Below are 13,812 nucleotides of genomic sequence, written 5' to 3'. Positions count from 1 at the left end.
AGGATGTGACATGGCTTCTGCCGCGCCTGCCCTCACCCGTACCGAGACCGATTCGCTCGGGAGCATGGAGATTCCCGCCGACGCGTACTGGGGGATCCACACTGCTCGCGCCGATGCGAACTTCCCGATCACCAAGCGTCCGATCTCGGTCTACCCCGACCTGATCGTCGCGCTCGCGATGGTCAAGCAGGCCAGCGCTCGCGCCAACCGCGAGATCGGCGTCCTCGATGCCGAGCGGGCCGACCTGATCGACCGCGCGGCGCAGCGCGTGATCGACGGGGAGTTCCACGACCAGTTCACGGTCGGGGTCATCCAGGGCGGTGCCGGGACTTCGACGAACATGAACGCCAACGAGGTCATCACCAACATCGCCCTCGAGCTCGCCGGTCACGAAAAGGGCGACTACGCGTTCCTGTCACCGATCGACCACACCAACCGCAGCCAGTCCACCAATGACGTCTACCCGACGGCCGTCAAGATCGGCCTGTCGCTGACGCTGCGCTCGCTGCTCGAGGAACTCGACCTGCTGCGCGTGTCGTTCCTCAACAAGTCGCATGAGTTCCACGACGTGCTCAAGGTCGGTCGCACACAGTTGCAGGACGCCGTGCCGATGACGCTCGGCCAGGAGTTCCACGGGTTCGCGTCGACGCTCGGGTTCGACCACACGCGTCTCACCGAGAACGCCTCGCTCATGTTCGAGATCAACATGGGGGCCACGGCGATCGGCACCGGCATCACGACCCACGTCGACTACGCGCCCGCCGTGCTGAAGCACCTGCGCGAGATCACGTCGCTCGACCTCGTCACCTCGGCCGACCTCGTCGAGGCCACCAGTGACACCGGCTCGTTCATGTCGTTCTCGTCGACGCTGAAGCGGAATGCGATGAAGCTCTCGAAGATCTGCAACGACCTGCGGCTGCTGTCGTCGGGGCCGCAGGCCGGTTTCGGCGAGATCAACCTGCCTGCGATGCAGGCGGGCTCGAGCATCATGCCCGGCAAGGTCAACCCGGTGATCCCCGAGGTCGTCAACCAGGTCGCCTTCGCCGTCGCCGGTGCGGACATGACCGTCACGATGGCGGCCGAGGCCGGTCAGCTGCAGCTCAACGCCTTCGAGCCGGTCATCGCGCACTCGATCTTCCAGTCGATCACCTGGATGCGCCAGGCGATGTGGACGCTGCGCGTGAACTGCGTCGACGGCATCACCGCCAACCGCGACCGGCTCGGGGCGATGGTCGGAGCATCTGTCGGCGTGATCACCGCACTCACCCCGTTCATCGGCTACGCCGCGGCGGCGGCGCTGGCCAAGACCGCGCTTCTCACGAACCGCAACGTGGCCGATCTGGTCGTCGAGGCCGGTCTGATGTCGCGTGAAGAGGTCATCAAGCAGCTGTCGCCGGCGCGCCTCTCCGGTCTCGAGGCGATCACAGCGGCGATCCCGGTCATCGCCCCCGAGGATCTCATCGAGATCTGACGAGTCACGCAGAAGGGGCCACGGCGGATATCCGCCGTGGCCCCTTCTGCGTGTGTGAGTGCCAGGCGTTCAGCCCTCGACGCGGGTGTGGGTGGTCAGCTCGCCGATGCCGTCGATGCCGACGGTCACCGTCGAACGATCGCGCAGGAAGATCTGTGGGTCACGGGAGTAGCCGGCACCGCCGGGGCTGCCCGTCGAGATCAGCGTGCCCGGCAGAAGCGTCAAGGACTGCGAGAGGTGCGCGATGAGCTTCGCGACCGAGCGCACCATCTGACCCGTGCTCGCGTCCTGCACGGTCTGACCGTCGACGACGGCCCAGATGTGCAGGTCCTGCGGGTCGGCGATCTCGTCGGCCGTGACGGCGAACGGACCGGTCGGTGTGAAGCCGTCGAAGGACTTGCACCGAGACCACTGCGCCTCGGAGAACTGGACGTTGCGTGCGGTGATGTCGTTGACGACCGTGTAGCCCCAGACGTGTGAGAGTGCCTCTGCTTCGGTGACGTCCTTGGCGGGCGTGCCGATCAGAACGCCGAGCTCGGCCTCGTAGTCCACGGCCTCGCTCAGCGCGCGCGGCCACGATGTGGTCTGCTCGTGTCCGGTGAGCGAGTTGGGCCACAGGGTGAAGACGGTCGGCGCCGCGTCGGTCTTCAGGCCGAGCTCGCTCGAGTGGGCCGCGTAGTTGAGACCGACCGCGAGGACGGCGGGGGGAGCGATGACCGCGGAGGCGAACTCCCAGCCGTCGAGCGGATGCCGAGGGGCATGCGTACCTGCGAGAGCCGACCGCAGCGCGGCGAGCGTCTGCTCTCCGCCTTCGATCAGCTGCTGCAGCGATGCAGGGGGGTCGGGAAGGAGGTCGGAGACGAGGATGGCATCGGCACCCTCCACCACTGCGAGATGCGCAGCGGGAGAGTCGGCACGACGCAGATGAGCGAACCGCATGCTCCTACGCTATCCGGTGAGCAACGGGAATTGCTGGAGGAAGTCACCAGACCGTGGGGAAGTTGGTTGTTCCCCATATGCTTTTGCCTATGAGTTCCGGAGGACCGTCCCAGCCATCGCCGTACACGCCGCCGCCCGCGCCGCAGCAGCCTCCGGCCCAGCAGGCGCCGACACCGGGGCAGCCTCCCGCCGCGCCGCAGCCGCAGCCGCAGCCCGCATACCCTCAGCCGCAGGCATACCCGCAGCCGCAGCCCGGATACGCACAGCCGCAGGCGTACCCGCAGCAGCAGCCGGGGTATCAGCCGCCGGCTCCGCAGCAGTACTCCGCTCAGCAGTACGCGCAGTCGAACTACATGCCCGCGCAGTTCACGCAGCGTCCGGCGTACGCGTCCGTGCTCGCTCAGCCCACTCCCTACTCTCCGCCGGCACCCGCGGCTCCCTCCCCGGCACAGGGGCTGCCCGCCCTGCCCGCTGCCCGTCGCGGCGGCCGTATCGCCCTCTACTCGCTGTTCGGCTTCCTCGGGCTGCTGCTGCTCGCCCTGATCGCGTACTTCGGGCTGTTCCTCGGCCCGCTCGCCTCGATCATCGGCCTGGTTCTCGCGCTCGTCCCGCTCGCGATCGTCTTCTTCGTGGTGCGAATGATCGACCGGTGGGAACCCGAGCCCAAGTCGCTCGTGTTCTTCGCGATCGCGTGGGGCGCGATCGCCGCAGTGGGACTCACGCTTCTCGTGGATCTCGGACTGACCGCGGTCCTCGGGTTCAGGGGAGAGGTCGCCGGTGCGGTCATCCAGGCTCCCATCGTCGAGGAGTTCTGGAAGGGCTTCGGCGTCTTCCTCATCTTCCTCATCGCCCGTCGCGCCTTCGACGGTCCGGTCGACGGCGTCGTGTACGGCGCTCTCGTGGGCGCGGGATTCGCCTTCACGGAGAACATCCAGTACTTCGCGATCAGTCTGATCGAGGGCGGCGGTGAGCAGCTGACCGTCACCTTCATCCTCCGCGCGATCATGTCGCCGTTCGCCCATGCCATGTTCACCTCGCTCACCGGCCTCGCGATCGGCCTGGCGGCCCGACGCCATGCGTCCACGGGCGCCGTGCTCGGCTTCGGGCTCCTCGGGATGCTGGGTGCGATGTTCCTGCACGGTCTGTGGAACGGATCGTCGTTCGCGAACTTCTTCCTGCTGTATTTCGTGCTCCAGGTGCCGCTGTTCGTCGGCTTCATCTTCGGGATCATCGCTCTCCGGCGCGAGGAGTCACGTCTCACCAAGGCGCGCCTGGGCGACTATGCCGCAGCCGGGTGGTTCACGCCGGAAGAGGTCACCATGCTGGCGACGCCGGCCGGACGCAAGACGGGGCTCGGCTGGGCATCGCAGCTGCGCGGAGACCGCCGCCCGCTCATGCGGGAGTTCATCAAGGACGCGACGACGCTCGCATCCGTCCGCCAGCGCGCGATCACCGGACGCGATCCGATGGCTCCGGCAGACGAGCAGGCTCTGCTCGCGCGGACACGCGCCACCAGAGCTGCGCTGCTGGCCTACTGAGTCAGGGAGAGCCCATGGCCGCCTTCGTCCTCGTGCACGGTGCAGGAGATACGGGGTGGTCATGGCATCTGGTGGCGGCGGCTCTCCAGGAGCGGGGGCACGAGGTCTTCGCGCCCGACCTGCCCGGCGATGACGAGGCGCTCACGCTCGACGACTACGCGGATGCCGTGGTCGCGGATGTGGGCGGTCGCCGAGGCGGGGTCGTGGTCGGCCACTCCTTCGGCGGATTCACGGCGCCGATCGTCGCCGACAGGCTGTCCGCCGACGCCCTCGTGATGCTCGCGGCGATGATTCCCTCACCGGGGGAGTCGCCCGACGAGTGGTGGCAGAACACCGGCTTCGGCGCGGCGTCCGCCGCACAGGCGGTCCTGGACGGCGGGCTCACGGGAAACGCCGATCCGTTCGTGGGGTTCTATCACGACGTCGACCGCTCGCTGGCCGAGGAGGCGATGCGGCGAGAGCGTGCGCATCCCTCCTCAGCGGCGATGGTCGCCGGCTGGCCGCTGGCATCATGGCCGAGCATGCCGACACGTGTCGTCGTGTGCACCGAGGACAGGTTCTTCCCACCGGACTTCCTGCGTGATCTCGCTCGAACACGCCTCGGCCTCGTCGCGGATGAGATCCGGGGGAGCCACTGCGTCGCGCTGAGCCGTCCCGAGGAACTCGCATCGATCCTCATCGGATATGCGGACGGGGTCGATCCCGCCGCGATCTGAGACGGCCTGGCGCGACGCCTCATGACAGACTCAGCGCCCGGTGCTGCGGCGATGCCTGCATGTCTACCGGGCGCTGAGTTGGTCTGTAAACAGGGTGCACCCGGCGAGAGCAAGTGTCAAGACCTTCGGGGAAGCCGGCGGGATCCCCGGCCAGGGCGGCCCGTCTTCGTGTTCGCTCTGAGCAGTCGTCACCGCGTTGACCAGTGCCCCGAGGCTCGGGTTGGATGGAAGCATGACTGATCGCACAAAGCCTGAGTTCGACGCCCCCACCGGTCCCGCTCCCGCGGAGCTCGTGATCCGCGACATCATCGAAGGAGACGGCACCGAGGCGAAGCCCGGCGACACCGTGACCGTGCACTACGCAGGTGTCGAGTTCGAATCCGGCGAGGAGTTCGACTCTTCGTGGGGTCGTGGCGAGACCATCCAGTTCCCGCTGCGCGGCCTGATCCAGGGCTGGCAGGACGGCATCCCCGGCATGAAGGTCGGCGGACGCCGCGAGCTGATCATCCCGCCGCACCTGGCCTATGGCCCCGTCGGAGGTGGGCACTTCCTGTCCGGCAAGACCCTCATCTTCATCATCGACCTCGTCGCCGTCGGCTGAGTCGCTCGACACAGGAAGGCGCCGCGCCCCTCGGGGCACGGCGCCTTCGTCATACACCGGCAAGAACTTCTGCATTCAGGGGAATACATGCATCTGCATGTAAGTTGTTACCCGTGACGCCGTGAACGCGGCCCCTCATCCGTTGCCGCACAGTGCGGCTGATGTCTCCCGAGGAGAAACCATGACCAGCATCGACATTCCCGGCTACCGCGCAGGCACCTGGGTGCTCGACCCGTCGCACAGCGAGGTCACCTTCAGCGTGCGCCACATGATGATCTCCAAGGTGCGCGGCACCTTCGGTGTGAAGAGCGCGACCCTCGTCGCCCCCGAGAACCCCCTCGAAGCCCGCGTCGAGGCGAGCGTCGACGTCACCTCGATCGACACGAAGGATGAGGGCCGCGACACGCACCTCCGCTCGGGCGACTTCTTCGACACCGAGAACTTCCCGACGATGGAGTTCGTCTCCACCGGTGCACGCGCCGAGGGTGGCGAGCTCTTCGTCGATGGTGACCTGACCATCCGCGGCATCACCAAGCCGGTCAGCTTCGAGCTCGACTTCGGCGGCTTCGGCTCCGACCCGTGGGGCAACTACAAGGCCGGTGCCTCGGCGAAGACCGTCATCAACCGCGAGGACTTCGGCCTGACGTGGAACGCGGCGCTCGAGACCGGTGGCGTGCTCGTCGGCAAGGACGTCACGATCAGCCTCGACCTGCAGGGCGCTCTGCAGCAGGACTGATCATCAGGTGATCTCGAGAACCCCGGGCCCTCAGGGCTCGGGGTTCTCTGCGTCGTAGGCCCGGAATCGGGAGCTGCGTCGTGCGAGCAGGGCGACGAGGGCGATCACCAGGATTCCGCCGAGCAGCGGGGGGAACCACAGCGTCGTGATCGATGCGAGCGTTCCCGCGTACAGTGCGCCGATCCGCGGTCCTCCCGCGACGACGATGATGAACACACCCTGCAGTCGACCCCGCATGGTGTCCGGCACGGCCGCCTGCATCATGGTGTTCCGATAGATCGAGCTGACGTTGTCGGATGCCCCAGACAGGGCGAGAGCGATGCACGCGGCGATGATCAGTGCGACGTTCGGGGTCCTCTCCGTCGCGGGCTCCGAGAACGCGCCGATCAGCAGTACCACCCCGAAGGCGAGGATCGATGCGCCGTACGCCTCTACCGCTCGCTCGATTCCTCTGCCGTGCCAGCGGTACTGCACCACGCGCCCCGAGAACAGACTCGACGCGAACGTCCCGACGGCGACCGCCGCGGTGAGGATGCCCGTGGTCACCGCTCCGCCGCCGAGCAGAACGGTGCCGAGGGCGGGGAAGAGCACCAGCGGCTGCCCGAAGGTCATCGCGATGATGTCCATCACGTACTGCGTGCGGATGTTGCTCGCCCGCTTCAGGAACCTCCATCCGTCGACGAGGGAGGCGAGTCCCGGACGAACGATCTCGCCTTCGGGCCGCAACGCCGGAAGGGTCCAGAGCCCGAGGAACATCGACAGCATCAGGACGACGTCGATCGTGTAGGTCCACCCGTATCCGGTGAGGGCGACGAGGACGCCCGCGAGGGCGGGGCCCGCCATCACGGTCAGGCCGAACGCGACGCCGTTGAGCGCGGATGCCGCGGCCAGCAGGTCCCGGGGGATGAGGCGCGGAACGATGGCGGTACGGGTCGCCATCCCGACGGAGTTGGCGGCCGAGTTGACGATGCTCAGGATGTACAGCCACCAGATCGTCTCGGCACCCGTCCAGGTGAGAGCGGCGAGCAGGGCGGTCGATGCGAAGGTCACGGTCGCGGCGACCAGCGCGACACGACGTCGGTCGAACGCGTCGGCGAGCATCCCGCCGTAGAGGCCGGCGAGGATCATCGGCGCGAGCCCCGCCACGGCGATCATCGATACCGCGAAGGTGCTTCCGGTGAGGGCGAAGACGTGCAGCATCACGGTCACTATCGTGAGCTGCCCGCCGATGCCGGCGAGCACGGAGCCGGTCCACATGCGGGCGAACGCCGGGCTGGCCTTCAGCGGACTGAGATCGATCAGATGACTGCGAGCCGTGCTCACGCCGCGTGCCTGTCGTGCATGATCCGAGCGTATCCGAGGCGCGAGGAGTCGAGGCCGCCGGCGGTCACGCAGCGCCACTCAGTCCTGGTAGACTCTTCAGGTTGCCGTTCGATCGGCCGCGGATAAAGAGAGCCCTCGCATCAGGCGTCGGGCGCCGCGCAACAAGCAGAGAGGGGATCGAATCTATGGCACTGGAAGCAGACGTCAAGAAGGCGATCATCGAAGAGTACGCGACGCACCCCGGTGACACCGGATCCCCCGAGGTGCAGGCCGCGATGCTGACGCAGCGCATCAAGGACCTCACCGAGCACCTGAAGGAGCACAAGCACGACCACCACTCGCGTCGTGGCCTGTTCCTGCTCGTGGGTCAGCGCCGTCGTCTGCTCGGCTACCTCCAGAGCGTCGACATCGAGCGTTACCGCTCGCTGATCGCACGCCTGGGTCTCCGCCGATAAGGCGAAGCGAGCCAGCGTACAATCGCGCAGAACATTCTTGAGAAGGCCGCCCCAGGTGTGGGGCGGCCTTCGTCATGTCCTGGGGGTTGATCTCGCACGCGCTTTCCATTAGGAAAGTAGTGAGCTTTCCAGATGGAAAGCGAAGGGGGTCACGCGATGGAGCAGAAGCCGATCCAGGGGCACGAGGCTATCGCGCCGCCCAGTGCGGACATCGCGCAGCGCTACCTCGACGAGGCGGAGGCTGTGAAGCACCGACGCGGACGCGTCGTCGACCGGCGGGCGCTGGCGTGGCTGCAGATCGCCAATGCGGCCGTCACTGCGGTGTATCTCGTCGCTCTGGTCACGGCGATACGTGATCACGGCGGCGTGACGCCGCAGGTCTTCGTCTTCAGTTTTCTCGTATGGGGGCAGCTCTCCACAGGCATGGCTCAGCGGAGCGGGATGCAACTGCGCCTGACGTGGTCGCGCTGGCCCATACTGCTGGCCGGCAGTGCTCTGACTGTCGTGGTGCTCGTCGTCTTCGGCTTCGCTGTCTTCTATCCCGGGTTCCCGGCCATCGGCGTGTGGATCCCGGCCATCCTCATGCTGGTCGGATTCGGTGGCTACGGCGCAGTTCAGCTCGCTCTGGCGTCGGGTGACCCGCGCCCCCTGCGATCCATGCCGAAGCCGCTTCCGCGGGCGATGCGGTGGGGAACCATCTGCGTGGGAGTCGCTCTCGGAGTGATGGCCATGCTCGGCTCCGCGCCAGACGGGGTGCTCGCGAGCACGCTCCTTCTGCTCGTCCTGCTCATGACCTTCGTCTGGCTCGTGGCCGCTCGCAGTGAGATGGGCCTTCCCGCGGTCGGCGCCTCGTGGCGTTGGCCGCACGTGCTCGCTTTCGCCGCGGCTGGCTGTGCACTGGCTCTGCTCGTCCTGCTCGACGGCGTTCCGATCGGCCTCGGATTCGCCGGCGGCCTGGGCATCATCGCGCTGTTCGTCGCCGTGTCGTTCGTCCCCGGACGTGATCTCCGTGACTGACACCCCATCGGTGCCGCACCCGCGGACCCGACTCGACGACAACTTCGCGTCGCCGATCCGCTTCTCGGTCCTCGCGTCGCTCGGTGAGGGCATCGAGCTCGACTTCGCGACGCTGCGTGAGGTCCTCCAGTGCGGTGACTCACCGCTGAGCAAGGCCATCTCGCACCTTCAGGCCGCGGGGTACGTCGTCGCGCGCAAGGGAAGCCTCGGCAGTCGCCCTCGCACGTGGGTCCATTCGACCGCAGCCGGCCGCGCAGCCTTCGCCGGACACCTGCAGGCCCTGCGCGAGATCGTCGCGCTCGGAGGAGGCGCGGCGCTGTGACCCGGGTCAGGCGTTCGTGCCGACCAGATCGGGGTGGTGGATCGCAGCCACGTCGGGATGCGCACGCAGTCGCGACTTCATGGCGTTCTCGCCATAGGTGGCATGGATCGGGTTGCTCGGGTCCTCGGTGATGCCGGTCGCCTCGGCGGCCAGGTCTGCCGGAAGCTCGAGGAGCGGCAGCTGCTGGTCGAGAGCCGGGTTGAAGAAGAACGGGATCGAGATGCGCTCCTCCGGCGCCTTGGGTGAGATCACGCGGTGATTGGTCGCCTTGAGGTAGCCGCCTGTGGCGTACTCCAGCAGCTCGCCGATGTTGACGACGAACGCGCCGGGTACCGGGGGAGCCGACACCCACTCGCCGTTCCGTTCCACCTGCAGCCCGCCCTTGCCCGGCTCGACCCAGAGCAGGGTGAGCACACCGGAGTCCTTGTGCGCGCCGACGCCCTGCTGGGGCTCCGGCTCTTTGCTCCCCGGGTAGCGGACGATCTTGATCAGCGTCGACGGGTCGCGGAACGGCTCGTCGAAATACGTCTCCTCGGCTCCGAGGGTCGTGGCCCAGGCCCGCAGCAGTTTCTGCGCGATCTCGGTCAGTGTGTCGTGCCACTCGGTGACGACCGCTCTGAGTTCGGGCTGCGCCGACGGCCACAGGTTCGGGCCCACCAGGCGGTTGAACGCCGGTCCGCCCTCGATGGGTTCGCGCTCCGGACCGATGTCGATCTGCTCGCGCCAGTCGACCTTGCCCTGGGTCCGCTCGCCGCCGATGCGGGTGTATCCCCGGAAGTGGGGGCTGTTGACGTTCTCGATCGCGAGTTTGTCCTCCTCCGGCAGAGCGAAGAAATCGAGGGCGGCCCGGTGCAGACGCGCTTCGAGCTCGGGTGAGATGCCCGTGCCGGTGAGGTAGAAGAAGCCCACGTCGTGGGTGGCTGCCCTCAGGTCGTCGCGGAACCGCGCGGCGGCCTCGGGGCCGGCGTCGAGCTGGGACAGGTCGAGGATGGGGAGCGAGAGATCAGCCATCCACCGAGCGTAGATCGGTCGCGGGGGAGTGCGGTCGAGTGTTGCGTCGAATTACCACCGCCTGCAGGTGCGGGTGAAAGGACAGCGCGGACGGGGTGCTAATCTCTCTGAGGTAAGGGATGCCTTACCTCATTCTTCTCAGAGAGTCTCCCTCCCGTGCTCGCCACTTTCCTCATCGGTCTCCGCGAAGGCCTTGAAGCCGCCCTGGTCGTCGGCATCCTCATCGCCTACCTCCGACGCCTCGGTCGAGGTGACGCGCTGCCCCGGCTCTGGGCAGGTGTGGCGCTCGCGATCGCCCTTGCTCTGGGGATCGGAGCGGTTCTCACGTTCGGCGCATACTCCCTGACGTTCGAGGCGCAGGAGCTCATCGGCGGGCTGCTCTCGCTGCTCGCCGTCGGCATGGTCACCTGGATGATCTTCTGGATGCAGAAGGCCGGCCGCACGATGAAGGCGACGCTCGAGGGCGGGCTCGACCGCGCTCTCACGCAGGGCGGCATCTGGGCCCTGATCGCGATCGGCTTCGTCTCGGTCGCGCGAGAGGGGATCGAGACGACGCTGCTGCTGTGGTCGATGGTCCAGTCCTTCGGGGACGCGCCCTCGGCGCTGCTCGGTGCGTTACTGGGTCTTCTCGCCGCCGTCGTGATCGGATGGCTGCTCGCGCGCGGCGCCGTGCGGCTGGATCTTCGTCGCTTCTTCACCTGGACGAGCGGCTTCCTCGTCGTCGTCGCGGCGGGCGTGCTCGCCTACGCGATCATGGACCTGCAGGAGGCCGGCGCGCTGCCAGGACCCTTCACCGCCGTCGCCCCGATCGATGCTGTGACCGGTGCCGTCGCCCTCGGCTGGGCGGGCTTCCCGTTCGGCTGGGCGTTCGATGTCACGAACGTCATCGCCCCCGACAGTGTCTGGGCGACGATCCTCCAGGCGACCGTCGGATTCATGCCACGCATGACCTGGCTCCAGGTCACCGCATGGACTCTTTATCTGGCCGTCGTCGGATTCTTCTTCGTCCGGGGGCTCCGCACCCGTCGGGCCGTCACGCCTCGTCCACCGACCTCCGCAGACGAAGACGCGTCGGCATCCACTCTCACCCAGCAAGGAGCAGCATGACCACCTCTCGCCGAATCCTCGGTGCCGTCGCAGCCGCCGGCGCTGCCGCACTTCTCCTGAGCAGCTGCGTCGCCAAGAGCGACGTCGCAGCCGGCGCGGCCTTCGACGTCTCGTCGACCGACTCGGAGTGCGCCGTGTCCGGCGCGACCGCGAAGAGCGGAACGCTCACGTTCGACGTCACGAACGACAGCGGTCAGACGTCCGAGTTCTATCTGCTCGCGGACGACGGGCTGCGCATCGTCGGAGAGGTCGAGAACATCGCGCCCTCTGCATCGCGAACGCTGACGGTCGTGGCCCAGCCCGGCACGTACTTCACGCTCTGCAAGCCGGGCATGATCGGCGAAGGCGTCGGCAAGTCGGAGTTCACCGTGACCGGTGACCGCGTCGCAGTCGCAGGCGAGGATGCCGAGCAGAAGCAGCAGGCCGTCCATCTGTACGCCGCGTTCGTGAAGGACCAGGTCGGACAGCTCGTGCCCTCGGTCGACGAACTCGTCGCCGCCTACGAGTCGGGCGACGACGAGACGGCACGCGCCCTCTTCCCCCAGACGCGCGCCTTCTACGAGCGCATCGAGCCCGTCGCCGAGGCTCTCGGCACGCTCGACCCGCGGATCGACTACCGCGAGGTGGATGCGGTCGCCGAGGGCCTGGACTGGACGGGATTCCATCGCATCGAGAAAGACCTGTGGGTGCCCGCGCAGGACGCGCTCAACGCCGACGGTGAGACGCCCGCCTGGCAGGACTGGGCGCCGTCCACGACTGAGGAGCGGGCCGAGTACGGCGACCAGCTGCTCGCCGACGTGCAGGAGCTGTACGACTACGTGCACTCGGATGACTTCACCACGGCGCTCGACGACCAGGGCATCGGCGGCATCTCGAACGGTGCGATCGCGCTGCTCGATGAGGTCGCGACCGGAAAGATCTCCGGCGAAGAGGACTGGTGGTCCGGCACCGACCTCTACGACTTCGCGGCGAACGTCGAAGGCTCCAAGATGGCGTTCTCGCTCGTGCAGGACTTCGCCACGGCGCAGGGTGACGACGGCGAGGCACTCGTCACCGAGATCGAGGACGGATACGCGGCTCTCGAGGCGTCCCTGGCGGCTCACGGTTCGCTCGCCGACGGGTTCGTCGGATACGCCGCGCTGACCGATGCCGACAAGCGCGAGTTCACCGACCTCATCAACGCCCTCGCCGAGCCGCTCTCGCAGCTCACCGGCACAGTCCTCGACTGATCCGACGGGTACGATCTCGCAGGTGGAAGAACGCTCGAAGGATGCCGCGGCAGCCGACTCCGTGACGGAGGAGGCGGCCGCGGCGACCCCGCCGACGGGTCTCAGCAGACGAGGACTCCTCGGCCTGGCGCTCGGCGGCGGAGTGGCCTCTCTGGCGGTCGGAGTGGGTGCCGGGCTGACCGGCGGAGTCGCTCTCGGCCGTGCAAGGGCCCATGCCGATGCCGAACACGCATACGACTTCTTCGGCGCGCACCAGGCCGGCATCACCACCCCCGTGCAGGAGCATCTGCACTTCGCATCGTTCGACATGATGCCCCGCACCGATCGCGATGACCTGATCACGCTGCTGCAGGACTGGACGTACGCCGCCTCCCGGATGACCCAGGGGCTCGAAGTGAGCGCGACCGGTGCGGTCGGCGGCGATGCTGAGGTACCGCCTGACGACACCGGAGAGGCGCTCGGGCTGCCCGCGGCAGGTCTCACCATCACGATCGGCTTCGGCCCGGGGCTGTTCGAGAACGAGGACGGCGACCGGTACGGCATCGCGGCAGGTCGTCCTGCTGCCCTCGAGCGGCTGCCCGCCTTCCTCGGCGACGATCTGGATCCGCAGACATCCCACGGCGATCTCTGCATCCAGGCCTGCGCGGATGATCCTCAGGTCGCCGTTCATGCGATCCGCAACCTCAGCCGCATCGCCTTCGGGCGTGCGAAGCTGCGCTGGTCGCAGCTCGGGTTCGGGAAGACCTCCCGCACGACATCGGATCAGGCGACCCCGCGAAACCTGTTCGGATTCAAGGACGGCACCGCGAACATCCTCGCCGACGACTCCGCCGCCCTCGACGAGAACGTCTGGGTGGGGGCGTCCGACGAGCCCGCATGGATGACGGGCGGCTCGTACCTGGTCGCCCGCAAGATCGCGATGCTGATCGAGACGTGGGATCGCGTACGGCTCTCCGAGCAGGATGCGATCATCGGGCGGGACAAGGGCGTGGGGGCGCCTCTGTCGGGCGGTGACGAGTTCACCGCCCCCGACTTCGGCAGCTCGGCCATCGACAGCAACGCGCATGTGCGCCTCGCACACCCCGACCAGAACGACGGCATCCGCATCCTCCGCCGCGGGTTCAACTACGTCAACGGCAACAACGACCTCGGGCGCCTCGACGCCGGGCTGTTCTTCCTGTCGTATCAGCGCGATCCGGCCCAGTTCATCACCCTGCAGAGGCGGCTGTCGACGGATCTCATGAACGAGTACATCAGGCACGTGGGCTCGGGGATCTGGGCGATCCCCGCCGGTGCGACGCCGGGGTCGTACGTCGGCGCCGAGCTCTTCTCCTGACGCGAGATCTC

14 protein-coding genes are annotated in these 13,812 nt (G+C 67.6%); 11 read left to right on the top strand and 3 right to left on the bottom strand.

Going from position 1 to position 13,812, the window contains the following annotated elements; translation table 11 throughout:
* The first annotated feature begins 10 nt into the window (after positions 1-10).
* Entirely contained in the window at positions 11-1,471 is a 1,461-nt protein-coding gene (locus ACQ4LY_RS16280; RefSeq protein WP_056308175.1) for an aspartate ammonia-lyase, read from the top strand.
* A gap of 69 nt (positions 1,472-1,540) precedes the next feature.
* On the opposite strand, the gene ACQ4LY_RS16275 is transcribed toward ACQ4LY_RS16280, so the two are convergent.
* Positions 1,541-2,410, bottom strand: a complete 870-nt coding sequence (locus ACQ4LY_RS16275) for a fumarylacetoacetate hydrolase family protein (RefSeq protein WP_431073162.1) — start codon at positions 2,408-2,410, stop codon at positions 1,541-1,543.
* Positions 2,411-2,499: 89 nt separating this feature from the next.
* Here ACQ4LY_RS16275 and ACQ4LY_RS16270 point away from each other — a divergent pair, with 89 nt between their 5' ends.
* The 4 genes from ACQ4LY_RS16270 (at position 2,500) to ACQ4LY_RS16255 (ending at position 6,001) form a co-directional block, all read left to right on the top strand.
* Positions 2,500-3,948, top strand: a complete 1,449-nt coding sequence (locus ACQ4LY_RS16270) for a PrsW family intramembrane metalloprotease (RefSeq protein WP_431073160.1) — start codon at positions 2,500-2,502, stop codon at positions 3,946-3,948.
* Positions 3,949-3,962: 14 nt separating this feature from the next.
* A complete protein-coding gene (locus ACQ4LY_RS16265; protein ID WP_431073158.1) occupies positions 3,963-4,664 on the top strand; it encodes an alpha/beta fold hydrolase in 702 nt (233 codons plus the stop codon).
* Between the two features lie 232 nt (positions 4,665-4,896).
* Positions 4,897-5,265 (top strand): FKBP-type peptidyl-prolyl cis-trans isomerase, encoded by a 369-nt coding sequence (locus tag ACQ4LY_RS16260; protein WP_431073156.1) that lies wholly within the window; start codon positions 4,897-4,899, stop codon positions 5,263-5,265.
* A 181-nt stretch (positions 5,266-5,446) separates the two neighbouring features.
* On the top strand, positions 5,447-6,001 hold the full coding sequence (locus ACQ4LY_RS16255) for a YceI family protein (RefSeq protein WP_056308168.1): 555 nt from the start codon (positions 5,447-5,449) through the stop codon (positions 5,999-6,001).
* Between the two features lie 30 nt (positions 6,002-6,031).
* On the opposite strand, the gene ACQ4LY_RS16250 is transcribed toward ACQ4LY_RS16255, so the two are convergent.
* A complete protein-coding gene (locus tag ACQ4LY_RS16250; RefSeq protein ID WP_431073154.1) occupies positions 6,032-7,324 on the bottom strand; it encodes an MFS transporter in 1,293 nt (430 codons plus the stop codon).
* 185 nt (positions 7,325-7,509) lie between these two features.
* On the opposite strand from ACQ4LY_RS16250, the gene rpsO reads away from it, so the two are divergent.
* From rpsO to ACQ4LY_RS16235, 3 genes are all read left to right on the top strand, one after another.
* The gene (gene rpsO / locus ACQ4LY_RS16245; RefSeq protein ID WP_017203073.1) at positions 7,510-7,779 is read left to right on the top strand and encodes a 30S ribosomal protein S15; all 270 of its coding nucleotides are present in this window, start codon (positions 7,510-7,512) and stop codon (positions 7,777-7,779) included.
* 156 nt (positions 7,780-7,935) lie between these two features.
* On the top strand, positions 7,936-8,796 hold the full coding sequence (locus ACQ4LY_RS16240; protein ID WP_431073151.1) for a hypothetical protein: 861 nt from the start codon (positions 7,936-7,938) through the stop codon (positions 8,794-8,796).
* Positions 8,789-9,118 carry a transcriptional regulator gene (locus ACQ4LY_RS16235; RefSeq protein WP_431073149.1) on the top strand — a complete coding sequence of 110 codons (330 nt, stop codon included), beginning with the start codon at positions 8,789-8,791 and terminating at the stop codon, positions 9,116-9,118. The genes ACQ4LY_RS16240 and ACQ4LY_RS16235 overlap by 8 nt, the downstream gene beginning before the upstream one ends.
* Positions 9,119-9,124: 6 nt before the next feature.
* On the opposite strand, the gene ACQ4LY_RS16230 is transcribed toward ACQ4LY_RS16235, so the two are convergent.
* Entirely contained in the window at positions 9,125-10,129 is a 1,005-nt protein-coding gene (locus tag ACQ4LY_RS16230) for an isopenicillin N synthase family dioxygenase (protein WP_431073147.1), read from the bottom strand.
* 156 nt (positions 10,130-10,285) lie between these two features.
* Here ACQ4LY_RS16230 and efeU point away from each other — a divergent pair, with 156 nt between their 5' ends.
* From efeU to efeB, 3 genes are read left to right on the top strand one after another with little or no spacing between them, the layout of a single operon-like run.
* Positions 10,286-11,236: an iron uptake transporter permease EfeU gene (efeU, locus tag ACQ4LY_RS16225; protein WP_431073145.1), complete on the top strand. Its 951-nt coding sequence runs from the start codon at positions 10,286-10,288 to the stop codon at positions 11,234-11,236.
* Positions 11,233-12,465 carry an iron uptake system protein EfeO gene (gene efeO / locus ACQ4LY_RS16220; RefSeq protein ID WP_431073143.1) on the top strand — a complete coding sequence of 411 codons (1,233 nt, stop codon included), beginning with the start codon at positions 11,233-11,235 and terminating at the stop codon, positions 12,463-12,465. The genes efeU and efeO overlap by 4 nt, the downstream gene beginning before the upstream one ends.
* Positions 12,466-12,487: 22 nt before the next feature.
* The gene (gene efeB, locus ACQ4LY_RS16215) at positions 12,488-13,801 is read left to right on the top strand and encodes an iron uptake transporter deferrochelatase/peroxidase subunit (protein ID WP_431073141.1); all 1,314 of its coding nucleotides are present in this window, start codon (positions 12,488-12,490) and stop codon (positions 13,799-13,801) included.
* Positions 13,802-13,812: the final 11 nt, after the last annotated feature.

It is taken from the genome of Microbacterium phyllosphaerae (assembly GCF_050628115.1).
GTDB lineage: Bacteria > Actinomycetota > Actinomycetes > Actinomycetales > Microbacteriaceae > Microbacterium > Microbacterium phyllosphaerae_A.
This window is presented reverse-complemented; position numbering and strand designations above follow the sequence as displayed.